Raw genomic sequence first — 17,697 nt, forward strand, 5'->3', positions numbered from 1 at the left:
TCTAAATGCCGGATTGTTATGATTTTATTGATAGATAATTACGATTCTTTTACCTACAATTTAGTTCAGTATTTCGCTGAATTAGGTGAACAGGTGCTGGTGCGTCGTAATGATGAAATCAGTCTGACACAAATAGCTGCGATCCGGCCTTCCAGTCTGGTGATATCGCCAGGACCTTGTAGTCCGGACCAGGCGGGTATTTCACTCGCTGCTATTGAACACTTCGCCGGGCAAATGCCGATCCTTGGCGTTTGTCTGGGGCATCAGGCGATAGCTCAGGTGTTTGGAGCCAAAGTGGTGCGGGCCAGAGCTGTGATGCATGGTAAAAATTCACTGATTAAACACCGACAAAGAGATTTGTTTCAGGGATTGAATAACCCGTTGAGTGTGACACGCTACCATTCGTTAATAGTGGAACAAGAATCGCTGCCGGATGAGCTGAGTATTGAGGCATGGACTGCAGCAGACGAAGCGGAAATTATGGCGTTGTCGCATAAAAAGTTGCCTCTGTATGGCGTTCAATTTCATCCTGAGGCTATTTTAACTGAGCAAGGACATCAGTTATTACAGAATTTTCTGACATTGTGCAAAGGCCTGAACAATAATGATAAATAAACTGTGTATACACAGGAGTAAAGGGTAGTTATGTCTTCCTCCTCACTGGAGCAATTGTTTATAGATAATCTGATTGGGGTTGACCCAAATCAGAAGCGCTTACGTTATTTAAAAAACCAACAGCAAGAGGCAAGCAATCGTCAAATGCTTGAAGTAGAGCTTAAGGCTCTGGAGGCCCGTCAATCCGGTGAAAACGCAAAGAAGATATTCCTTGATTTCACCCAAGCCCATTTACATGACGAAGTTGCGCAGGAGCTGATGCAACGTTTGGGCAGTATTGACGTTGTCAGTAGTTCCTTGTTTGATTTAGGACCAAATTTCCCGGCTTTACTTGATGCTTTAAGTGCAAAAGCTGTTACGTTAAACCAATTGGACCCGCTGATCAGTGATGTTGATTGGTTAAAAGAAGATGTACTGCGTTTAGTCAATCAGCCTCGTTATCGTAATAAAACCAGCTCAGGCAACCTGGTCAAAGACATTAAAACCGCGTTGCGTTTCTTGGGGGTAGAAGCCCTGCAGTCGCTGGTGCCTGTTTATGCATTCCGGCATTGTATTCCGCATTCCACTGAGCCTTTTGTTCAGTTTAAGGTCAAGATATGGGATTACTCTTTAGCAACAGCCATCGCGGCTCGCGCTATTGCTGATTCGCAAGGGTTAAACGGTTTTGTCGCTTTTTGCGCCGCTATGTTCCAGACCATGGGTCATATGGTGGTGATCCGTAATTATCTGCGCAGTTATGCTCAGGTGAAACGTACTGAATTATTACGTGCCCGCGATGCCCGTGACAATGAACTGACTGACGCTCTCGAGGCGTTAGATGCTGATGCAGGTTTCTTATCCAGCAGTATTGAAGAGTTTGCCGGTATTATCAGTGCGGATTTGATCGCTCGTTGGCAACTCAAACGTATGCCTCTGGCTGCTATTCTGGATCAAATCGTGGACGAAACACCGCTCAGCAGTTGTATGGATTTAACCCGAGTCGTAAAACAAGCCGATACTTATGTGCAGGTGAAGTTTTTAATTCAGGAGCAGCGTCTGGATGTAGATGATGCCAATAAAGCTCTTAATGATGCTGGTGTACACAATGAAATGCGCAAAATGTTAGCGGCACTGGACCTGAAAAAGCTGTCTTTTGAATAATTTAAAAAAAATTAGTCAATAAACATGCAGTTTTTTTCAGCAGCACTTCTGCTGCACTAAAAAATAGAGCAGATCAACTGCAGCATTCGTTGTTTGCTGTTTTTCAGCTCGGTTTCCTCAGTCGAGCGAATAACTAGTTATTCACATCCTATGCAAAACTATCTGGAAGCCTTGTTTTTCAAGGCTTTCAGCCATTTTGAACGCAAGACTTTTCATTTTTTATCTGTAATAATGCGATGAAGCATCTTTTTTCCGTCCGACGTTTTTCCGCTGAAAAACCAGCCTGAGTAAACTGCGGACTTTTATGGCAGCAGAGGTAAAAAATGGCAGAACATATTCAGGTCACCCGCGCACTTTTTGATGAAGTGATGGTTCCAAACTATGCACCGGCACCTATTATTCCGGTTCGTGGTCAGGGCTCTCGTGTCTGGGATCAGGCCGGTCGTGAATACATTGATTTTGCAGGCGGTATAGCAGTGAATGCCTTAGGTCATTGCCATCCGGCTTTAGTCTCTGCATTAAAAGCACAAGCTGATAAGTTATGGCATTTAAGCAATGTGATGACTAACGAGCCTGCTTTGCGTTTGGCACAAAAGTTAGTCGACAGCACTTTTGCAGAGAAAGTTTATTTTGCCAACTCAGGTGCTGAAGCCAACGAAGCGGCATTAAAGCTGGCCCGGCGTTGGGCTTTGGATAAGTTTGGTGCGCAAAAGCAGCAAATTATCTCTTTTGGTAAAAGCTTTCATGGTCGTACCTTTTTCACTGTGACAGTAGGCGGACAGGCTGCCTACTCAGATGGTTTTGGTCCTAAACCAGGTGCTATTGATCACGCTGAATACAATAACCTCGAAAGCCTCAAAGCACTGATATCGGACAATACGTGCGCTGTGATCCTGGAGCCTTTGCAAGGTGAAGGTGGCATCATTCCGGGCGAACTGGAATTTCTGCAAGGTGTACGTGATTTATGTAATCAATTTAATGCACTGATGATTTATGACGAAGTGCAATCTGGGGTGGGCCGTACCGGTAAATTGTATGCTTATATGCACACCAATGTAGTGCCTGATATTCTGACCACAGCTAAATCTTTAGGCGGTGGCTTCCCTATTGGTGCTATGTTGACTACCACTGAGATTGCCAGTCATTTAAAAGTCGGCACTCATGGCAGTACTTATGGTGGTAATCCACTGGCTTGTGCCGTAGCAGAAGCTGCTTTAGATACCATTAATCAGCCTGAAGTCTTAAATGGCGTGCTGGAGCGGGAAAAACTGTTCCGCCGCGAATTAGCTGCGATCAACGAAAAACACAATGTATTCAGTACAGTGCGTGGTCAGGGCATGTTGTTAGGCGCTGTGTTAAACGATGAGTTTAAAGGCCGTTCGCGCGACTTTTTTCTGGCTTCTGCCGATCAGGGCTTGTTTGCTCTGGTGGCTGGTCCGGACGTGATTCGTTTTGCTCCTTCATTAGTGATCCCTGAAGCAGACATTATTGAAGGCATGAAGCGTTTTGAAAAAGCAGTAGCGCAAGTGAAACAAGGCTGAATTTCACCCTTATACACTGTCTGACTACAACTACAATAAAGCAAAAAATGAAGCGCCCGCTACGATCGGGCGCTCTGAAGCAAATTAACTGGAGTAAGCGACTATGATGGTCATTCGCCCAATCCGAGCCGAAGATTATCCGGAACTATACGACATCGCTGTCGAATCAGGTCACGGTTTTACTTCGTTGCCCGTCAATGATGAGTTGTTACAGCGTAAAATTAGCCGCTCCGAGGCCTCTTTTGCTAAAAAGGTCGACAAGCCTGGTGATGAAGGCTATTTGTTTGTGCTGGAAGATCCCGAAACCGGCGCAGTGGTCGGTACCAGTGCTATTGAAGCTGCAGTGGGTCTGGAAGATGCGTTTTATCATTACCATCTAGGTAAAGTGGTGCACACCTCCCGCGCTTTAGGGGTCTACAACCCGGTCGATATTCTGACACTTTGTAATGATTACACCGGAGTTTCCGAGCTTTGCACTTTGTTTTTACGCGAATCGAGTCGCAAGAAAAACAATGGCCGTTTGTTGTCAAAATTCCGTTTTTTGTTTATCGCTGAATTCCGCTCACGTTTTGCCGACAGAGTCATTGCTGAAATGCGTGGTGTGTCGGATGAAGACGGCCATTCGCCATTCTGGAAATGGTTGCAGGATAGTTTCTTTTCGGTGGATTTCCCCACAGCAGATTATCTGACCGGCATAGGCCAAAAGGTGTTTATCGCCGAGCTGATGCCGAAGTATCCGATATACGTCAGTTTACTCAGTAAAGAAGCTCAGGCTGTGATTGGTAAAGTGCATGAAAAAACTCGTCCTGCCTTAGCCTTGCTGCAGTCGGAAGGGTTCTCCAACACAGGTTATGTCGATATTTTTGATGCTGGCCCGACAGTTGAAGCCAAAGTGGAGCATATCCGCAGTGTGCGCAGCAGTCGCAAGCTGCAAGTTCAGATTGGTCCTGTCACCTCAGGTCAGCCCTACATGGTGTCCAATACCAAACTACAGGACTTCAGAGCTACCTGGCTTTACCTGCAACTGGAAGAAGACAGTGAAATGGTGACCTTACCTGTGGAATGTGCAGAGCTGCTACAGGTCAATAACGGGGATTGGGTGCGTTTAGCACGGATTTAATTTTTAGCGGACAACGACAATGACAATATCAGCAGTGCAATTGATTAACGGTCAATGGCAACAGGGTGCAGGACGCTTATTTAGTTCATTAAATCCTGCAAAACAACAAGTGATTTGGCAAGGCCAGAGTGCGGACGCTGCTCAGGTAAATAGCGCTATTGACGCAGCAAGAGCAGCCTTTGAGCACTGGAGTGAATTAAGTTTCGACGAGCGTTTACAGATAGCCCGGGCTTTTGCGGCGCAACTGACCGAACACAAAGAGCAACTCGCTTTGTGTATTGCTGAAGAAACTGGCAAGCCGCTGTGGGAAACCCGCACTGAGGTCGCTGCCATGATAGGTAAAATCGATATTTCTGCCAGAGCTTATCAGGAAAGAACCGGGGTGAAAGAAAATCCTATGCCACAAGGCAAAGCCTGGGTACGGCATAAACCTCACGGCGTAGTAGCTGTTTTTGGTCCTTACAACTTTCCGGGTCATTTACCTAACGGTCATATAGTCCCCGCTTTATTGGCCGGCAATACGGTGGTATTTAAACCCAGTGAGCTGACGCCAAAAGTGGCTGAACTGACAGTACAGTTATGGCAAAAAGCTGGTTTACCTGCAGGTGTACTGAATTTGCTGCAGGGAGAAGTAGAGACTGGTAAAGCCATCGCCAGCCATCCGGGCATTGATGGTTTGTTTTTTACCGGCAGCTCTGGCACTGGCCATTATTTGCATCAGCAGTTTTCTGGTCAGCCACATAAAATTCTGGCACTGGAAATGGGGGGGAATAACCCTCTGATCGTACAGAATGTCAAAGATATAGATGCTGCAGTGCATGACATTATTCAATCCGCTTTTATCTCTGCCGGTCAACGTTGCACCTGTGCTCGTCGTTTGTATTTACCGCTAGGGGCTGAAGGCGATGCGATACTAGCCCGTTTACTTGAAGTGACGAAAGCTTTGAAAGTGGGCTTGTATGATGAAGCTGATCAGCCATTTATGGGCACATTAATCTCGGAAAAAGCCGCCTTGGGCATGCTCAAAGCGCAGCAGGATTTGGTTGAACGTGGTGCTCAAGTCTTGTTGTCTATGCAGCAACAACCGCAGAGCCCGGCTATGTTAAGCCCGGGTATTTTGGACTGCAGCCTGGTCACTGATATGCCGGATGAAGAGCATTTTGGACCTCTGTTAAAAGTGTTCCGTTTTACTGATTTTAATGATGCAATCAAAGCCGCTAATAACACCAGTTTTGGTTTATCCGCAGGCTTATTGTCGGATGATGAAGCGCTCTATCAGCTGTTTTTCCGGAAAATCAGGGCGGGTATTGTCAACTGGAACAGACCTATCACGGGTGCGAGCTCTGCTGCTCCATTTGGTGGCATTGGCGGTAGCGGTAATCATAGAGCCAGCGCTTATTATGCGGCTGATTATTGTGCTTATCCGGTCGCATCGGTGGAGCTGGAACAGTTACAGTTACCGGAACAGTTATCTCCGGGGTTAAGCTTCTGATCCCGGTAAAAGTTGTTTTTTAGTCTTATTTTAATCGGGGCTCTGCCCCGATTTGTTTTATGAAACAAAATTTGCTTAAATGACACTCACTTAACTACAACTTGTCTGAGCTTTTGTGCCATGCTCAGAAGGTTGAATTTCTGCGTTGTGCACTATAGGTGTCCTTTTTGTATGGTAACTGATAAACCCGGCTATGAGCATCTGATCCAATTCCTGACGGAGCATTTGTCGTTGTTCGAACAACGGGGCCCTGTCGTTGCAGGAGCTAAAACTCTGGGTGAAGTGCTGGAAGAATCCATTGCTGAGCAAATTATCCAGCTTTGTACTCAGCATACCGAACTGGAAATGAATCATCGCAGCATGATAGTGCGTGAAGTCGATGGTATTTTGTATGACTTCCAGGAAGTCCTCGCTTCTGTATTGGAGCAACCAGCGACAGCCCAGCAGACGGAGCTTATTCAGGAAATATCGTTGCTGATTAAAAATCTGTTTGATAACGCTATTGCAGATCTGATGGATTAATCTTAACTATACCCGTCGTCCTTGAAGCTGCAGCTTTGTTGACCGCAACTCCAGGTTACTTGGCTATAGCCTCCTTGGATTGTTTTCCGTAAAATAGCGACTCTTTGATACGGACAACAGGATCTCTCCTATGCAAGCCAGCGTAAAATGGGCAGGTGACCAGACCTTTATCGGCCTTTCTGACAGTGGCCACAATGTGGTGTTTGATGCTCATAAAGAGGGCAGTGCAGCACCTAGCCCTATGGAAATGGTGCTGATGGCAGCGGGTGCCTGTTCGTCAGTGGATGTCGTTAGTATTTTGCAAAAAGCCAGACAGCAAGTCACGGATTGTGAAGTGATTTTAACAGGCGAACGCGTAGAAACCATTCCTCGTGTATTCAGTAAAATTCATCTGCATTTTGTAGTCACTGGTTTTAATGTCAGCGAAAAACATGTGGAAAAAGCGGTGAATCTGTCGGCTGAGAAGTATTGCTCGGTCTCTATTATGTTGTCACAAAGTGTTGAAGTGACTCATTCTTTTAGCGTGAAACAATCCGAAGTCCAGCCTTTAGCTGAGTGAGTCAGGATTGCATTGGTACTTTAGTTCTATACTGGACTGTTGTGCCGACTAGTGAGGTAAAGAAAACGTGGTAAAACCTTTTGAAAAACTAAGACTGCATGGTTTTAATAACCTGACTAAAAGCCTGAGTTTCAGCATTTACGATATTTGTTATGCCCAAACCGAGCAACATCGTCAGGAATATATTTCCTATATTGACGAGCAATACAATGCCGATCGCCTGACGGATATCCTGAGTGAAGTCGTGGATATTATTGGCGCTAACATTCTCAATGTTGCCCGGCAGGATTACGATCCACAAGGTGCCAGTGTGACCATTCTGGTCTGCGAAGAGCCTATAGAGGGCTCGCCAGACAACTCAGAAAACCCAGGCCCATTACCGGACTCTGTGGTGGCTCACTTGGATAAAAGCCATATTTGTGTGCACACTTACCCTGAAGTGCATCCGCATGATGGTATTTGTACTTTCCGTGCTGATATTGAAGTCTCAACCTGTGGTTTGATTTCACCGCTCAAAGCCCTGAACTTCCTTATCCATAGCTTTGAATCAGACATAGTCACCATAGATTACCGGGTGCGAGGTTTTACCCGCGACGTCAATGGTGTGAAACACTACATCGACCATCCTATTCATTCGATTCAGAATTTTATGGATGAGCAGACCAAAAACGCTTTCCAGATGGTGGATGTAAACGTGTATCAGGAAAACCTGTTCCATACCAAAATGATGCTCAAAGAGTATGATTTAAACAACTACCTGTTTGGTACAGGGGTGGATGAGCTGGATGACGCCGCTCGTAAAGTCATCAATAAAAAAGTAAAACGTGAAATGCGGGAAATTTTTTACGGCCGCAATTTACCGGAAATGGAATAAGCCTTTAAAAATGTGATTTGCCCCTTTAATACCCAAAGTAATTGGAGTTGCAGGGAGGCGACAAGAGCGTGAGACCCCAGGAGCATAGTTGACCTATGTGACTGGGGCCAGAGCTTGCAGGCAACAAAGCTGCAGCTTCAAGTACGAAGGGGATTTATTCCAGCCAGTTAATCTGCCCCCTGGCCTGGCGACGCTTAATAATCAACTGCTCCACTAGCGGCGTTAAAATCAGCTCCATGGCTAAGTTCATTTTGCCACCAGGCACTACCAGCGTATTGACCCGCGACATAAAAGAGCCGTTGATCATTTGCAGGTAGTAGGGAAAATCGACATGTTTAATGCCACGAAAGCGTATGACGACAAAACTTTCATCAAATGACGGAATGTCTTTTGCGCTGAATGGGTTTGAGGTGTCGACAGTAGGCACTCGCTGGAAGTTGATATGAGTACGGGAAAACTGCGGAGTGATCTGATTTACATAATCATCCATGCTGCGCACTATGCTCGACATCACAGCTTCGCGGCTATGGCCCCGTTCTGATGTGTCACGGATGATTTTCTGGATCCACTCTAAGTTGACTATGGGCACCATGCCAATCAACAAATCCACGTGCTGGGCGACATTATTGTGTTCCGTCACGACTCCACCATGTAAACCTTCGTAAAACAGTAAGTCGGTGTTAGGACGCAAATCCTGCCATGGCGTAAAAGTACCAGGCAGCTGGTTGTAAGGCACAGCTTCATCAAAGGTATGCAAATACTGCCGTACTTTGCCGGTACCGGTTTCAGCATAGCTGGAGAACAAAGACTCTAAAGCCGCAAAATCATTGGCTTCAGCTCCAAAGTAGCTGATGTGTTTGCCTTGCTCTTTGGCTTTACGTATTTCCAGATCCATCTCTGGTCTGCTGTATTTGTGAAAACAATCTCCCGCGACAAAACCTGCGTCTATGCCAAGGCTACGAAATATATGCGAAAAGGCACTCATACTAGTGGTCGTGCCGGCACCTGAGGAACCTGTGACCGCAATAATAGGGTTTTTGTGAGACATAAAAAGCCAGGCTGTGTTGATTGTCAGCAGACTACCATAAAGGATAAAGTAAGGTCACTGCAAGCACAGTCATAAAGCTGTTGCTATGAAACAAAGAAGGATCTACCTGTGCGACTACTCTCTTTTGCCTTGGCTGTTATGGCGTTGCCAGTGGCAGCAGCCTTACCACAATACAATTTATATCTGACTGATTTATCAAAAGATTCGTCTGTCTCTAATACGATAAAAATCAACAAGACTGCAACTTACATCAATCAGCCAACTTTTAGTGCTGATGGGGAAAGCTTGTTTTTTACGCTGGAGCAAGGCATGGATGCCGCAGTGCAAACAGATATTGGGCGTTATCGTATCGCTGATAAAAAACAAGATATGCTGACTAAAACCGCCTTAAGTGAATATTCACCGACTTTATTGCCCGATGGATCTGGTGTCTCTGTAGTGGTGGTAGAAGCGGATCAAACGCAACGATTGTGGAAAGTGGACTGGCAGGGCAACACTAGTCTGCTCAACGCTGAACCCAAAGGGGTGGGCTACCATGCCTGGGGTGGCGATCAGGATTTGTTGCTATTTATTCTGGGTGATAAAGAAGATAACCACACAGTGCGTTATCTGGATAAAGACGGCAAGGTGACGACGCTGGCGACAGGTGTTGGCAGAGCCTTAAGCTGGCAACCCGGTACTCAGAAGGGGGTTTACACAGAGGTCAAACAGCAGCAGCTGTATTTAAGCTTTTATGATGTAAAAACGAAAATCTCTACTCAAACTGAACTGGCACTGCCAGAAAAAGGGCAGGATTTAGTCTGGTGGTCCGAAGATATTCTGCTGGTGTCTGCTGGTAGTAAGATTTATCAGTGGCAAGCATCAGGAAAACAAGGCTGGACTTTGTGGCTGGATTTATCCAAAGACTGTGCTACTGAAGTCAGCCGTTTTGCGCTCAATAAAGAGCGCAACCAGCTGGCTTTTGTTTGTAAGGCTTAAAACTTAAAGTCGATCAGCACAGGGTCGTGATCTGATGAGCGGAACGGATCCGGTGCATACAAGTTTTGTTGCTGAGCTTCTGATTTAAATTCAGTGTTGTAATCCAAAACGGCTGGCTCGTCAGCATTAATATTCCAGTGCTGGAATTGAGTCAGCTTTTTCGCCATGCTTTTGCTGGCAAGGGCATGATCCAAAGAGCCAGTGCGGCCTTTGTAGACATAAGAATAATGACCGGCGTCACCAACTGGGGCCAGGTGGACCCACCCAGCTTGCTCCAGTGTATAAACCGGGTCTTCCTGACGGTATGCATTTAAATCGCCAATCACCAGCTGATGTGCGGTCGTGACGCCTGTAGGCTGAGTCTGCAGCCAGGCCGATAATGCTTTAGCCGCCTCGACACGGGATTGATTCCAGCAGCCCTGACCATCTTTGTTATCACTATTGGCCTTGTCCTGTGCGCTGGTTTGCTGTTCAGGGCAACTGCCTTTGGATTTAAAATGGTTGATGCTGACAGTAAAAGTGGTGGAAGTATTTTTGGCTTGAAAGCTCTGCGCCAAAGGTGCACGTGAGCCATAAGCAAAGGGGCCTTGTGCTGTCACTGCTGCTTTGCCTGCTTCTGTTACTTTTTGCTGGTTGTAGATCAGCGCCACTTTAATAGCGTCATTGCCCTGCGAGTTGTCTGGTTTCACAAAAGCATAACGATTATCGCCTAAGGCTTTGTTCAGCTCACGTACTATGGTGGCCAAAGCACTGCGTGCCTCGAAACCATTATTTTCTACTTCCAGCAAGCCTATAACATCAGCGTCCATGCGGGATAAAGCTGCGATCATTTTCGCTTGCTGGCGCTGTAATTCGTTCGCATCTGTGGCGCCGCGGCGCGTAGGGAAAGGATTGGCTGCAGTCTCGCCGGTGAAAAAGTTCAGTACATTAAAACTGGCCACCCGGATTTGGTCGGCTGCTTTTGCTTTCGGGGCCTCGGTTCTTGCATTGCTGGCGATAAAATCTGGCACTTGTGCCGCCACTAAGCGATAACCCTGTTTGGTTTCAATCAGATAACCCTGCAGATTTTTTACTGTATCACCCACCCGTACTGTATTGCTGGCCGACAAATTACTGTCAGGGAAAATCACAGGGTCTGGGTTTTGTTTAAAAATACCATCGTCCAGCGTCAGTTCGCTTAAACGCTGTTGCTGTTCAAAAGCTGTGGCTGCTTTACCAGGTCTGTGTAACTCAGTGGCGACCCACAATCTTTTGTCGGCCAGCAACAGCTCGCCATAACGCGATAAGCCGTAACTGTCATTGACTACTAGCTGTTGAGGGAACGACAGATACTGACCTTCCAGTGCTTCCCAGTCGTGCTTAGATTGAACAGGCAGTGTCGCTACCACAGGTGTTGGTTTGGCTTGTTGACCACAGACTGAACTGGTGACATCCACTAAGGCTGTCATGCCATTGAGTTCAGCGACTTTACCTGTCACTTCAATCTGCTGACCTGGCTTCGCTGTCTGCACCAGCTCTTTGCTTGCAATAAATAAAGCTTCGCTGGTTGTGGGGTTGTTGTCTGGAGTCAGGCTTTGCAGCAAAACGCCTGCAGCTTTGCTATCCGGATAAAGCAGGCCAGTCACTACTCCAGATGTAGACACAGTTTTGCTGAGCAGCGGGCTTTGTTTAACCTCGCCCTGAATGGCTGCAATAGTTGTTTCTGTCTGACATGCAGCAGAAACGCCAAATGAACCAGTGGTTAGCACCAGTAACGTAAAAATGGATAATTTCATCAAAAGAGTCCTTTGATTCAGGAGCATAAGCACAGATGCGTACAGCCTAAGGCACCCAGAAAAATCTACAAGGGCAAATCGTTGAAATTTGCATGAAATTGCTGTGAATAGCGGACCAAAAAAGTAAAGGCGCCATAACGGCGCCTTAGAAATAAAGGAATACCTTTAATTTTTCTCACGTTTGATTGCGCGGTAGCCTATGTCCCGGCGACTAAATACACCGTCCCATTGCACTTTATCAGTCAGCTCGTAGGCCGCTTTTTGTGCTGCAGTGACATTGGCGCCTAAAGCTGTAGCACAAAGCACACGACCACCAGCTGTCAGTACCTGACCATCTTTTAACACAGTGCCAGCGTGGAATACTTTGGCTTCACGGCTGTCTTCTGTGGGCAAACCAGAAATCACGTCGCCTTTGCGGTAATCATCCGGATAACCACCAGCAGCCAGCACTACGCCAACAGCAGCGCGGCTATCGAATTTAATCTGTTGCTGGGCTAATTTACCTTCTACAGCAGCCTGACACAGCTCGACTAAGTCGGACTGTAAACGCATCATAATAGGCTGTGTTTCAGGGTCACCAAAACGGCAGTTAAACTCCAGCACTTTACAGGTACCGTCAGGAGCTACCATCAAACCTGCATAGAGGAAACCTGTGTAGATATGGCCTTCAGAGGCCATCCCCTTCACTGTGGGGTAAATGACATTTTGCATGACCCAGTCATGTACGGCAGGAGTCACCACCGGTGCCGGGGAATAAGCACCCATACCACCGGTATTCGGACCTTTGTCACCATCATCACGGGCTTTGTGATCCTGAGACGAAGCAAAAGCTAAGGCATGAGTGCCGTCGACCATCACGATAAAGGACGCTTCTTCGCCTGTTAAAAACTCTTCAATCACCACACGGCTGCCGGCTGAGCCAAACTTATTGCCAGACAGCATATCGTCTATAGCGGCAAAAGCTTCAGCTTCAGTCTGGGCGATAATCACACCTTTGCCTGCGGCCAGGCCATCGGCCTTGATGACGATAGGAGTGCCATTGGTTTTGACATAAGCTTTAGCTGGCTCAATCTCTGTAAAGTTGGCATAAGCTGCAGTAGGGATTTTATGGCGGGCTAAAAAGTCTTTGGCAAAAGCTTTGGAGCTCTCGAGTTGAGCGGAGGCCTGAGTAGGGCCAAAAATAGCTAAGCCTTGCTGACGGAAGGTATCAACCACACCTTTGGCCAGTGGTGCTTCAGGGCCCACTATAGTCAAAGCTATGCCTTCGCTTTTGGCAAAAGCGGTCAGGGCAGGCACATCGTCAGCTGCTATATCCACATTGGTCAGATTAGCTTCCAGTGCAGTACCTGCGTTGCCGGGAGCTACAAAGACTTGTGTCACATGAGCCGATTGTGCTGCTTTCCAAGCCAGAGCATGTTCACGACCACCACCACCTATTACTAATACTTTCATTGTCAGTTTCGCCCTAATCAGTCCAGAATTTTTATTCAAAAGGTCTATCAAACACTAAACATCAGTGTCACTAAAACAAACAGCAGCCTAGTTGGCTGCTGGTTTGCGGAATTTAAGCGTCATTCGGTCACTTTCACCAATGGCCAGATACTTGTCTTTGTCCTGCTCTTTTTGTGACAGAGTTGGAGGCAAAGTCCAGACACCGCCCGGATGATCGGCTGTATCTTTTGGATTGGCGTTGATTTCACTGCTCTGTTCTAAAACAAAACCAGCTTTTTGTGCCAATTCAACCGCCAGACTTTGCGGGAAATAGCCTGACTTTAACCAGTCGGCTGTCTTTTTATCTTCAGGTAAACGGTGTTCCACTACACCTAATACACCACCCGGTTTCAAAGCAGCATAAAAGGAAGCAAAAGCATCGATCATGCCTTGTTCACCTTTTTGCATATACCAGTTGTGCAGGTTACGGAAAGTCAGCACCACATCAGCGCTGTTGGCCGGTGCTACTTGTTGATTAGGTAACGGAGAGAATTCTGTGACTACAACCTGTGAATACACTTCATTAGACGCGAGTTTGTCTTTAAAGGCTTTCAGGTTACGTGTGGCGTATTCGGAGGTACTGTTGGCCGGAAAATGCGCTGCGTAGTACTTGCCTTCTTTGGCCAATAACGGAGCCAGAATTTCGGTGTACCAGCCAGCACCCGGAGAGATCTCCACTACAGTACTTTGTGGTGTTACCCCAAAAAAAGCTAAGGTTTCAACCGGATGTCTGTATAGGTCACGCGCTTTATTAGCTTCGGTACGGGCAGGGTTTTGCACCGCCTGTTGCAATGCTGTGGTATCGGCATTGGCAAAAGAGAACTGAGTGAGTACTAAACTGGATACTAAAACGAATTGCGATAACGCCTTCATAACACGATCCTTCTGAGTTAAAAACCTGCGTTAGTGTAACAAAGCACAATAGGTTTTGCAGTCAGAAAAAACCAGTGGTGGCTTTTATGGGATAACTGTCTTGATTAATAGCTTCAGATGGCTGGACTGCTAAATTTCAATCAACAAAAATTTTGCGCTGTGATAAAATGCCGCCCCTTGAATTTTTAAGCCTGTGGCTGTGCTGAAGATGACTTCACTGCTGCGTCGGGCCGCTATCGAAAGTATCTGCTGGAGTGGGCATGTTAGAGCAAATCCGTATTGTGTTAGTAGGTACCTCTCATACCGGAAATATAGGTTCTGTTGCCCGCGCTATGAAAACTATGGGCTTAAGCAAACTAGTGCTGGTGTCTCCTAAAGAATTACCTGATGGTCAGGCCTATGCGTTATCAGCAGGCGCCAGTGATATTCTGGCTGGTGCTCAGGTTGTGGATACTCTGGAGCAAGCCATATCCGATTGTGGTTTAGTGGTCGGCACCAGTGCCCGTTCCCGTACTTTGTCCTGGCCTATGCTGGAGCCGCGTGAATGTGGTGAAAAAGCTGTGCTTGAAGCCACACAAAAACCGGTAGCATTGGTATTTGGTCGCGAAAACAATGGCTTGACCAACGAAGAGTTGCAAATGTGCAACTACCACGTCTGTATACCTGCCAATCCTGAATACAGCTCCTTGAATTTGGCTATGGCCGTCCAAATTATTGCCTATGAAGTTCGGGTAGCCTTTTTAGCGCAGCAGGATAAAACCCCTGAAACAGATTTAACTATTTATCCGGAAATTGATCAGATGGAGAAGTTTTATGTCCATTTGGAACAAACCCTAAGCGACACAGGTTTTATCATCAAGCAGCATCCGGGTATTGTGATGGCGCGTTTACGTCGCCTATTCGCCCGCTCCAGACCTGATGAGCAGGAGCTGAATATTTTGCGGGGTATTCTGGCCTCGATTCAACGCACCACCAAGCAATAAATAGGATGTGGACCATGTTTGCAGGTATCAAAGAAGACATTAAAAGTGTGTTCGAGCGGGATCCGGCGGCGCGCAGTGCGTTTGAAGTACTGACTAACTACCCTGGTTTGCACGCTATCTGGTGGCATCGGATGAACCATCGTTTATGGAAAGCGAACTGGAAATGGCTGGCGCGTTTTTTAAGTACCATAGCCCGTTGGTTAACAGGAGTTGAAATTCACCCTGGCGCAAAAATTGGCCGTCGCTTTTTTATCGACCATGGTATGGGTGTAGTGATAGGTGAAACTGCTGAAATTGGTGATGACGTGACGCTGTACCATGGCGTGACTTTAGGTGGTACCAGCTGGAACCCCGGTAAACGTCACCCGACTTTAGGTAACGGAGTGGTGATAGGGGCTGGTGCCAAAGTATTAGGGCCTTTGTATGTTGGCGAATCAGCCCGTATAGGTTCCAACGCTGTGGTAGTGAAGGATGTCCCTCCTGGCGCGACTGTGGTCGGTATTCCGGGTCGTATTGTCGCCAAGCAAGATATGGCACTGACGGAACAACGTCAGCAAATGGCAAAAAAGTTTGGCTTCGATGCTTACGCTGTCTCCAGCGATAACCCGGATCCAGTCGCCAATGCCATGGGGCGCATGCTGGATCATATGCATTTTTTAGATAACAAAGTGACGGAGCTGTGCCAAAGCATCAATAAACTCGGCGGCAACGTCTGCGAGATGGTGCCGGAAATCGCTATTGAAGATGAGACTTTTATTCAGGCTGAGCGTGAAGCCGCTGAACAACGCAAAAAAGCGGTAGACGCTTTTGATCCGACTATTTAAGCCGCTACAGAGCTTTTCATCGGAAAAAGAGTTGAACCTAAACGGATAATACCTGACTAAAACGGTAGGATTAATACTTGACTAAAACAGTCAAGAATGTACAATTTGCGCCATTCGTTTCAGGGAGTCCGTTATGCGTTTAACTTCAAAAGGCCGATACGCTGTGACCGCTATGCTGGATGTTGCATTACATGCAGAGTCTGGCCCGGTATCATTGGCGGATATCTCTGAACGTCAGGGTATTTCCCTGTCTTACCTTGAACAGCTGTTTGCCCGTTTACGCAAACAAGGTCTGGTTAGCAGTGTGCGGGGCCCGGGTGGTGGTTACCAACTTGGGCTGGATCCGATGCAAATATCGGTATCAGCTGTGATCAGTGCAGTCGATGAGTCCGTAGATGCCACACGTTGTCAGGGTAAATCTGATTGTCAAAGCGGCGCTAAATGTTTAACCCACAGTTTGTGGACAGATTTAAGCGATCGTATCGAAGACTTCCTCACCGGTATCACTTTAGGTGAACTGGTTCGCCAGAATGAAGTGAAAAAAGTGGCGAAACGGCAAGATGGCCGTGTGTTAAAAAATCCAGCAACTGAAATCGAAGTCAGTTGCCAGTTGTAGGCAAAAGCCGGAGCAAAAAATGAAGCTACCTATTTATTTAGATTATGCAGCCACAACCCCGGTTGATCCGCGAGTGGCCGAAAAACTGATGCAATTTTTGACTATGGATGGTTCTTTTGGTAATCCGGCGTCTCGTTCGCACAAGTTCGGCTGGCAGGCAGAAGAAGCGGTAGAAATTGCCCGTGCGCAAATTGCCGAACTGGTCAACGCCGACCCACGTGAAATTGTATTCACTTCAGGTGCGACTGAATCAAACAACTTAGCTATCAAAGGCGCAGCGCAGTTTTACCATAAAAAAGGTAAACACCTGATCACCGCCAAAACCGAACACAAAGCTGTGCTGGATGCTATGCGCGCTTTGGAACGTGAAGGCTTTGAAGTGACTTATCTGGATGTGGAAGCCAACGGCTTAGTAGACCTGAATAAGTTAGAGGCTGCTATCCGTCCTGATACCACAGTCATCAGCATCATGTTCGTCAACAACGAAATTGGTGTGATCCAGGATATCGCCGCTATTGGCGAGTTGTGTCGCAGCAAAGGTATTATTTTCCATGTCGATGCGGCTCAGGCCACAGGCAAAGTGGATATCGATTTAGAGACTTTAAAAGTGGATCTGATGTCGTTCTCAGGCCACAAAACTTATGGTCCAAAAGGCATTGGCGCTTTGTATGTGCGCCGTAAGCCACGTATTCGTTTAGAAGCCCAGACGCACGGCGGTGGTCATGAGCGTGGTATGCGTTCAGGCACTTTAGCCACACACCAAATTGTGGCTATGGGTGAAGCCTTCCGTATTGCCAAAGAAGAAATGCACGCTGAACGTGAGCGTGTTGCAGTGTTACGTGACCGTTTATTAGACGGCATTAAAGACATCGAACAGGTGTTTTTAAATGGTGATGCGGTGCAACGTGTGCCTGGTATTACCAACGTCAGCTTTAACTACGTTGAAGGTGAGTCTTTGATTATGGCGTTAAAAGACATCGCCGTATCTTCAGGTTCAGCTTGTACTTCAGCCAGTCTGGAACCTTCGTACGTATTACGTGCTTTAGGTTTAACCGACGAGCTGGCTCACAGTTCTATTCGTTTCAGCATCGGCCGTTACACCACGGAAGAGCAAATTGATCACACCATTAAGATAGTGCATGACGCCATTGGTAAATTACGCGACATGTCACCTCTGTGGGAAATGTACAAAGACGGCGTGGATTTAGGCAGCGTAGCCTGGGTTGCACACTAGTAATTATCTGGA

17 protein-coding genes are annotated in these 17,697 nt (G+C 46.8%); 13 read left to right on the plus strand and 4 right to left on the minus strand.

Annotation, left to right across the window (positions count from 1 at the left end; genetic code table 11):
- The first annotated feature begins 18 nt into the window (after positions 1 to 18).
- From IEW88_RS09815 to speD, 8 genes are all read left to right on the plus strand, one after another.
- Entirely contained in the window at positions 19 to 615 is a 597-nt protein-coding gene (locus tag IEW88_RS09815; RefSeq protein WP_147904054.1) for an anthranilate synthase component II, read from the plus strand.
- Between the two features lie 30 nt (positions 616 to 645).
- Complete coding sequence (locus IEW88_RS09820) at positions 646 to 1,755, plus strand: HDOD domain-containing protein (RefSeq protein WP_053424377.1); 1,110 nt, start codon at positions 646 to 648, stop codon at positions 1,753 to 1,755.
- A gap of 323 nt (positions 1,756 to 2,078) precedes the next feature.
- A complete protein-coding gene (locus IEW88_RS09825) occupies positions 2,079 to 3,296 on the plus strand; it encodes an aspartate aminotransferase family protein (RefSeq protein ID WP_147904055.1) in 1,218 nt (405 codons plus the stop codon).
- Positions 3,297 to 3,399: 103 nt separating this feature from the next.
- Complete coding sequence (astA, locus tag IEW88_RS09830; RefSeq protein ID WP_147904056.1) at positions 3,400 to 4,416, plus strand: arginine N-succinyltransferase; 1,017 nt, start codon at positions 3,400 to 3,402, stop codon at positions 4,414 to 4,416.
- A 19-nt stretch (positions 4,417 to 4,435) separates the two neighbouring features.
- Positions 4,436 to 5,908, plus strand: coding sequence for a succinylglutamate-semialdehyde dehydrogenase (gene astD, locus IEW88_RS09835; protein ID WP_147904057.1), 1,473 nt, complete (start codon positions 4,436 to 4,438; stop codon positions 5,906 to 5,908).
- Between the two features lie 171 nt (positions 5,909 to 6,079).
- The gene (locus IEW88_RS09840; RefSeq protein ID WP_053424380.1) at positions 6,080 to 6,430 is read left to right on the plus strand and encodes a DUF3802 family protein; all 351 of its coding nucleotides are present in this window, start codon (positions 6,080 to 6,082) and stop codon (positions 6,428 to 6,430) included.
- Between the two features lie 130 nt (positions 6,431 to 6,560).
- A complete protein-coding gene (locus IEW88_RS09845; RefSeq protein WP_147904058.1) occupies positions 6,561 to 6,989 on the plus strand; it encodes an OsmC family protein in 429 nt (142 codons plus the stop codon).
- Positions 6,990 to 7,056: 67 nt separating this feature from the next.
- Positions 7,057 to 7,863 carry an adenosylmethionine decarboxylase gene (gene speD / locus IEW88_RS09850; RefSeq protein ID WP_147904059.1) on the plus strand — a complete coding sequence of 269 codons (807 nt, stop codon included), beginning with the start codon at positions 7,057 to 7,059 and terminating at the stop codon, positions 7,861 to 7,863.
- A gap of 154 nt (positions 7,864 to 8,017) precedes the next feature.
- Here speD and IEW88_RS09855 read toward each other — a convergent pair whose 3' ends face one another.
- Complete coding sequence (locus IEW88_RS09855; RefSeq protein ID WP_053424383.1) at positions 8,018 to 8,911, minus strand: phosphoribulokinase; 894 nt, start codon at positions 8,909 to 8,911, stop codon at positions 8,018 to 8,020.
- A gap of 108 nt (positions 8,912 to 9,019) precedes the next feature.
- Here IEW88_RS09855 and IEW88_RS09860 point away from each other — a divergent pair, with 108 nt between their 5' ends.
- On the plus strand, positions 9,020 to 9,889 hold the full coding sequence (locus tag IEW88_RS09860; protein ID WP_147904060.1) for a TolB-like translocation protein: 870 nt from the start codon (positions 9,020 to 9,022) through the stop codon (positions 9,887 to 9,889).
- Here IEW88_RS09860 and IEW88_RS09865 read toward each other — a convergent pair.
- From IEW88_RS09865 to IEW88_RS09875, 3 genes are all read right to left on the minus strand, one after another.
- Positions 9,886 to 11,664 carry an ExeM/NucH family extracellular endonuclease gene (locus IEW88_RS09865; RefSeq protein WP_147904061.1) on the minus strand — a complete coding sequence of 593 codons (1,779 nt, stop codon included), beginning with the start codon at positions 11,662 to 11,664 and terminating at the stop codon, positions 9,886 to 9,888. The two genes, IEW88_RS09860 and IEW88_RS09865, sit on opposite strands and share 4 nt — an antisense overlap.
- 165 nt (positions 11,665 to 11,829) lie before the next feature.
- The gene (purD, locus tag IEW88_RS09870; protein ID WP_147904062.1) at positions 11,830 to 13,116 is read right to left on the minus strand and encodes a phosphoribosylamine--glycine ligase; all 1,287 of its coding nucleotides are present in this window, start codon (positions 13,114 to 13,116) and stop codon (positions 11,830 to 11,832) included.
- An 87-nt stretch (positions 13,117 to 13,203) separates the two neighbouring features.
- Complete coding sequence (locus IEW88_RS09875; protein WP_147904063.1) at positions 13,204 to 14,028, minus strand: class I SAM-dependent methyltransferase; 825 nt, start codon at positions 14,026 to 14,028, stop codon at positions 13,204 to 13,206.
- 260 nt (positions 14,029 to 14,288) lie between these two features.
- Here IEW88_RS09875 and trmJ point away from each other — a divergent pair, with 260 nt between their 5' ends.
- From trmJ to IEW88_RS09895, 4 genes are all read left to right on the plus strand, one after another.
- The gene (gene trmJ / locus IEW88_RS09880; protein WP_053424388.1) at positions 14,289 to 15,011 is read left to right on the plus strand and encodes a tRNA (cytosine(32)/uridine(32)-2'-O)-methyltransferase TrmJ; all 723 of its coding nucleotides are present in this window, start codon (positions 14,289 to 14,291) and stop codon (positions 15,009 to 15,011) included.
- Positions 15,012 to 15,025: 14 nt separating this feature from the next.
- Positions 15,026 to 15,835, plus strand: a complete 810-nt coding sequence (cysE, locus tag IEW88_RS09885; RefSeq protein ID WP_053424413.1) for a serine O-acetyltransferase — start codon at positions 15,026 to 15,028, stop codon at positions 15,833 to 15,835.
- A gap of 133 nt (positions 15,836 to 15,968) precedes the next feature.
- Positions 15,969 to 16,451, plus strand: coding sequence for a Fe-S cluster assembly transcriptional regulator IscR (iscR, locus tag IEW88_RS09890; RefSeq protein ID WP_053424389.1), 483 nt, complete (start codon positions 15,969 to 15,971; stop codon positions 16,449 to 16,451).
- Positions 16,452 to 16,470: 19 nt separating this feature from the next.
- Positions 16,471 to 17,685, plus strand: a complete 1,215-nt coding sequence (locus IEW88_RS09895) for an IscS subfamily cysteine desulfurase (RefSeq protein WP_053424390.1) — start codon at positions 16,471 to 16,473, stop codon at positions 17,683 to 17,685.
- Positions 17,686 to 17,697 lie beyond the last annotated feature (12 nt).

Origin of the sequence: Rheinheimera tangshanensis (assembly GCF_014645135.1) — a bacterium.
GTDB classification, from domain to species: Bacteria; Pseudomonadota; Gammaproteobacteria; order Enterobacterales; family Alteromonadaceae; genus Pararheinheimera; species Pararheinheimera tangshanensis.

Coding starts and splice junctions, on each gene's coding strand:
- IEW88_RS09815 (WP_147904054.1), top strand. CDS start 19: ATGATTTTATTGATAGATAATTACGATTCTTTTACCTACAATTTAGTT.
- IEW88_RS09820 (WP_053424377.1), top strand. CDS start 646: ATGTCTTCCTCCTCACTGGAGCAATTGTTTATAGATAATCTGATTGGG.
- IEW88_RS09825 (WP_147904055.1), top strand. CDS start 2,079: ATGGCAGAACATATTCAGGTCACCCGCGCACTTTTTGATGAAGTGATG.
- astA (WP_147904056.1), top strand. CDS start 3,400: ATGATGGTCATTCGCCCAATCCGAGCCGAAGATTATCCGGAACTATAC.
- astD (WP_147904057.1), top strand. CDS start 4,436: ATGACAATATCAGCAGTGCAATTGATTAACGGTCAATGGCAACAGGGT.
- IEW88_RS09840 (WP_053424380.1), top strand. CDS start 6,080: ATGGTAACTGATAAACCCGGCTATGAGCATCTGATCCAATTCCTGACG.
- IEW88_RS09845 (WP_147904058.1), top strand. CDS start 6,561: ATGCAAGCCAGCGTAAAATGGGCAGGTGACCAGACCTTTATCGGCCTT.
- IEW88_RS09855 (WP_053424383.1), bottom strand. CDS start 8,911: ATGTCTCACAAAAACCCTATTATTGCGGTCACAGGTTCCTCAGGTGCC.
- IEW88_RS09865 (WP_147904061.1), bottom strand. CDS start 11,664: ATGAAATTATCCATTTTTACGTTACTGGTGCTAACCACTGGTTCATTT.
- purD (WP_147904062.1), bottom strand. CDS start 13,116: ATGAAAGTATTAGTAATAGGTGGTGGTGGTCGTGAACATGCTCTGGCT.
- IEW88_RS09875 (WP_147904063.1), bottom strand. CDS start 14,028: ATGAAGGCGTTATCGCAATTCGTTTTAGTATCCAGTTTAGTACTCACT.
- trmJ (WP_053424388.1), top strand. CDS start 14,289: ATGTTAGAGCAAATCCGTATTGTGTTAGTAGGTACCTCTCATACCGGA.
- cysE (WP_053424413.1), top strand. CDS start 15,026: ATGTTTGCAGGTATCAAAGAAGACATTAAAAGTGTGTTCGAGCGGGAT.
- iscR (WP_053424389.1), top strand. CDS start 15,969: ATGCGTTTAACTTCAAAAGGCCGATACGCTGTGACCGCTATGCTGGAT.
- IEW88_RS09895 (WP_053424390.1), top strand. CDS start 16,471: ATGAAGCTACCTATTTATTTAGATTATGCAGCCACAACCCCGGTTGAT.